This is a genomic window from Acinetobacter sp. YH16038, from assembly GCF_013417275.1.
Classification (GTDB): domain Bacteria; phylum Pseudomonadota; class Gammaproteobacteria; order Pseudomonadales; family Moraxellaceae; genus Acinetobacter.
On record NZ_VPEG01000077.1, the window covers coordinates 1 to 4,815 of the forward strand.

Below are 4,815 nucleotides of genomic sequence, written 5' to 3' on the forward strand. Positions count from 1 at the left end.
GCGTCTTCATTAATCAACCTTATTGATTATTAGTTTCTTCTTTTAAAGCTCTTTGTACTGTTGCTATCCCTACTTTAAACTTTTCTGCAACACCTCTAAATGTTGAATTTTCTTCAGCCATTGCTTTTCGTATTTCAACATAGTCAACCTTCCGCTTTCTTCCCTTATATAAGCCCTTCGCTTTGGCTTTTGCAATTCCTTCCTTTTGACGCTCACGGATCATGGAGCGTTCAAACTCTGCAAATGCAGCAAGCATCTGAAACATGAGTTTATTTATTGCCGATTGTGCTACATCATGACTGAAGGTCAAATTCTCTTTATGAAAAATAATGGTTATACCACGATCATTCAGACTATTCACAATTTCGTTCAGATCATTTGTATTACGTGCCAGACGATCAATACTATGAACATGCACCGTATCACCTTCACGCAGATAGTCGAGCATTGCATTTAACTGAGGACGTTCACGGCTACCACCGCTTGCCTTTTCAGTAAAGGTCTTATCCAGGCTGATTCCATCTAATTGACGTTCAGTATTTTGTTCAGTTGAACTGACTCGAATATATCCGACCTGATTAGGCATTCTGTACCGTTAGAGTTTAGATAATTAAATACATATTGTACCGAAATTAAATATTAAGTCTATAAATACGGTTTTTGAGTTGCTTTTTAAGACTTTATTTTGTTCCGTTAGGCTATACTCTATAGATACAGAATATTTAGTTACTTTTTTAATTTGTCATTCATGCAATACGTAAGTTGTTATAGATAAAAAAATCCGATTTCTTGAAATCGGATTTTTTACTGTTTGTTAATTCATATTGGAAAACCTAAATTAATAATGACTGCGCTTCTAACTGCTGACTGTCATATAACTTGTCTGATAAGTCTTTAATGAATTCATGTCGTTTACTTTCAGCAAAGAATTTAACGCCTACTAAACGTACATTTTCATCACTTTCAACCATAATAAGGTTGGGATCATTTATTTTTTCTAGCATGTTTTCTTTCCATGCATCTTGTATCAAACGATCATCGCCTTTTGGTTCTAAAAAGACCTGATAATAAATATCATCATTGGCCTTATCCTTCATCAACATAATGAAATCAGGCATAAAACCTCGGACACCATTAAATTCGGTTAATTTAAAGCGTGTAGTTTTCTCATCATTACGAATAATGTAAATATCATCATATTTAGTATTCAGTTTCTGCATAAACTGTTCTAGCAGCTTAATAAGCTTATGTTCTAACTGATTCAGGATAGCCTGATCATAGACATACCATTTTTTCCCAATGGTACTCTCTGATGTGATTCTTTGATTGATCATCATATTTGGATCAACATGAACAGTATAATCAGTAATTACATCTTTTAACGGTTTACTAATAAAACGGTATGTGCCTCTGTATTTCTGATAGTTACGACGAATGTTCTCAGAAATCCTTGTCAAAACTGTTTCCAGAAGTTGTAATTTCTCCCGAGGAGGAAGATCACTTAGATTGAGCTTACTAGGTAAGTTCACATTAATTGTTAATCCACCTAAGTATTGAGAATCAGATAAAAACTCTTCAAGACTACTTAAATCAGGGAAATAGTGTTTTAGATTACTAAATTCAAAGAACCTAATTTTCTGTAAAGCTTTAAACCAATAACGCTGATCTAGCTGTAAAGTCTGCGTATGTAATACAGTGTTTTGATTGCCAGTTAGATTATCGAGTCCAACTTCATTAGCAGTTTTATAAGAAATCTCATACTGTTTTTCTAATGAATATGAAGTCCACGAACGTTCTTGTCCTGTAATTTCTTCAACTTCATTAAAAAATAATTGTCCATGTTTATAAAAGTGAGAATCTTTAAAAGCAGGCTTGAGCTTGGCATGTTCAACGATACCTTGCCCATCTGTATCTACAACAATATCAGCTTGCTCTAAGGATTGATGCAAAGTTCTAATATAAGCAGGTTCATTGATCGTATGATAATGTAATTGTTCTAAAACACTGAGTTCACTTGTACTTAAGTCAAAACGACGAATAAAACTTTTTTCATCGTTCAAAATGAATGGATAGTACCTTGCTCCACGCCCAATTAACTGCGCTTCACTATCAGTTCCTGATTTAGTTGATGATGCACTTTCACTTATGCGAACAATGTCATACAAGTTTAAAACATCCCAACCTTCATTAACTTTCGCAACGGCAAATATTAATCGTATTGGATTATCAGGATTTTCTAAAGTATTTAATAAAACGGGATATTCTTCTAGAATATCTGATTTGTTCACGTTTAAAATATTAAGCTCTTTAAAATCATCTTGTATATTTTCCACAATTGTTATCAGATTTTGTTTTAGATAATAAGAAATTACTTTATTCCAAATACTACTTGATGAAGTAATTTGTGTTTGTTTATTCACTAAATGCTGCTTAACCTTTTCTGGGGTTAAATCATTGATAATTTGGGTAAATTGATCTTGCTTAGCCTTAGAAATTGCAATCTTATTCGACTTAAATAGAATAATTGGTTTAAAATCCTTAATACCGTGTTTAATTGCCACTAACTTACGATATTGGCTTAATAAAACGGCATCAATCATTTTTTCATCATCATGCTGATTAGCTTCTAAAAGCATGACTTTCTTAGAAAAACCATCAGTCATAAATTTCTTTAAGTCGTACTGATAAACGATTTTATCTTTGTACTTTTGGTATATTTCCTTATTTTCTAAATTAATTGTCGCAGTAAATTCTAATAAACGATTTTTGTCTTTTAAGGCAAGGATACGCTCAATAGTACGTTCCCAAGTTAATTCCTCATACTCTGTTGAAGTCTTAGATTTCCCCTTAGCTTTTGTTTCAGCATTAAAGTGATGCGCTTCATCTCCTAATAAAACAAGTGGAATTTCAGCTAAATCCTCATAAGTAATACTGTTCTCTTTATAGCTATTCAACTCATCATGGATTTTATGAATCGTTGATAGCTTTAAGTAAATGGTATTTTTACTTGGCTGTCTTGGGAATGTATCGACTGCTTCAATAACTATACGTTCCCCTTCTATTTCAATAGATTGAGCAAAAAGATATTTAGACGATAATTTATTTAAAAGGTTTTCTTTAGTTTTTTGGATAATTGCATCCGTATGTACAAAGAAAATGTAATTTTGGTAGCCATATTCCTTAAACAAATAAAGAATTGCACTGGCCATGACCATCGTTTTACCTGATCCAGTTGCCATATTAAACAACAAATGCTTGAAACGTATATCTGCTTCATTCGGGTTGTGCATGGAAGCCGTTCCCTTGCGGCCAAGCATCGGGCGACATTCGCTAATCGCCACTCTCGAATCTCCGCATTTCGATTCGGGTCAGGATGCATGGTCTGGTTCGCGATCCGGTGACGCAATAGGTCCTCGTTGAGCGTCAGAAAGATGTGCAGCAGCTGATCGTCGATCCGCCTTACCCCGTCGAGTATCTCAGTCAGATAGTCCGGGTGCACGAGCGTCATTGGGATGATGATGTCCTGCGAGTAATTCCTTCGAATCTCCCTGACCGCCGCGATCGTAAGTCCCCTCCACAAGGGGAGATCCTGATAGTCTCCGCTCGCTGGCATGGGGACCGTTTCTTTCACCACGAACCCGATTTCCTCGGGGTCAAAGATCAGCGATTTGGAACGCCGATCGCGCAGCCGCTTAGCGAGCGTCGTCTTTCCGGCGCCGAAAGGTCCGTTGATCCAGATTATCATTGTCGACGGCCTCTAACCTGAAGGCTCGCAAGAGCGCTCGACGGCCTCGTGCGGAGGCACGATCGGAGTGGTTCCGAAATGCTTCTCAAGATAGGTGACGCCGAACGTCACGATGTCCTGCGCGTCGAACAGGTAGCACTGAGCAAAGCCCACGACACCTTCTCGATGGCGACCGAGCTTCACGTAAGCATTTGCTATAGTTTCAACCGCATCCGGCTTTCCTTCGATAGCAAAGCAATCGAGAATGCCGTTTGAATCGTAATCCGATGCCGTTTTCCAGGCGACTTCACCGTCTCTTCCAAGCATCGGCATCTCATACGTCACCCACCGTTTGTTGGGGATATCGGCAACCGCCTCGGCGTAGTGCAATGCGGTAACGGAGTTTAGCGGCGCACCCAACAGCAGGGCCTTCCCGCCAAGGCGAACGAACCGCTCGACGGGCGATCCTTCCCCCAAGGCGTGACCGAGTTCGTGAGGCTCCGTCAGCGTTTCAGCCAGCGGACCAACCGCGACCATCGATGCATCGGGGTGCGCGCTGCGCCGCGCGCCGGGGGCTTGAACCAGAAATTGATTCAGCAGGCCGAACCCACGGTAAGTCCCGGCTGTTGCGGGATCGAACGGCAGCCAGGTACGGCGGGCTTCGTCATCCAGCCGAGCGCCATTCAGAGTCTCCTCGTAGGGTGATCGGTCCCACGACGCGTATCCCATCACAGTGCCAGTCGGCCCAACCGCGGAGCGTAACGCGGCAACGACCGTCTCCGCTCCTCCTTCGACCGGACCAATCGCTTTAAGTGAGGCATGCACCATCAAGAGGTCACCGGTTTGGACTCCGAGTTTTTGAAGCGCCTCCGTTATTGCCTTCCGCGTATGCATCGCGATATCTCCTCTAAACTGCAAAACACTATACCTATCGAGATATCACTCTACTATACCTATCGAGATATAGAGGTGGTCCCACTTGTTTGAACAACTAAAAGCGTATTTATAAGTGATATTCCGCTCTAGTTAAGCCACCTTGTTTTGTTGGGGTAGCTGATCATAGTAAAACTCATTTGGTGTCATTTTGTCTA

The 4,815-nt window shown here is 40.1% G+C and carries 3 protein-coding genes and 1 pseudogene; all 4 read right to left on the reverse strand.

What is annotated here, in order from left to right; genetic code table 11:
- Positions 1-19 precede the first annotated feature (19 nt).
- The gene (locus FTV34_RS16320; protein ID WP_006581699.1) at positions 20-586 is read right to left on the reverse strand and encodes a recombinase family protein; all 567 of its coding nucleotides are present in this window, start codon (positions 584-586) and stop codon (positions 20-22) included.
- 247 nt (positions 587-833) lie between these two features.
- A complete protein-coding gene (locus FTV34_RS16325; RefSeq protein ID WP_368856426.1) occupies positions 834-3,341 on the reverse strand; it encodes a DEAD/DEAH box helicase family protein in 2,508 nt (835 codons plus the stop codon).
- A 65-nt stretch (positions 3,342-3,406) separates the two neighbouring features.
- Positions 3,407-3,745 (reverse strand): annotated as a pseudogene (locus FTV34_RS16330) (AAA family ATPase); the annotation flags it as partial.
- A 12-nt stretch (positions 3,746-3,757) separates the two neighbouring features.
- Entirely contained in the window at positions 3,758-4,618 is an 861-nt protein-coding gene (gene aac(3)-IId / locus FTV34_RS16335; protein ID WP_000557454.1) for an aminoglycoside N-acetyltransferase AAC(3)-IId, read from the reverse strand.
- Positions 4,619-4,815 lie beyond the last annotated feature (197 nt).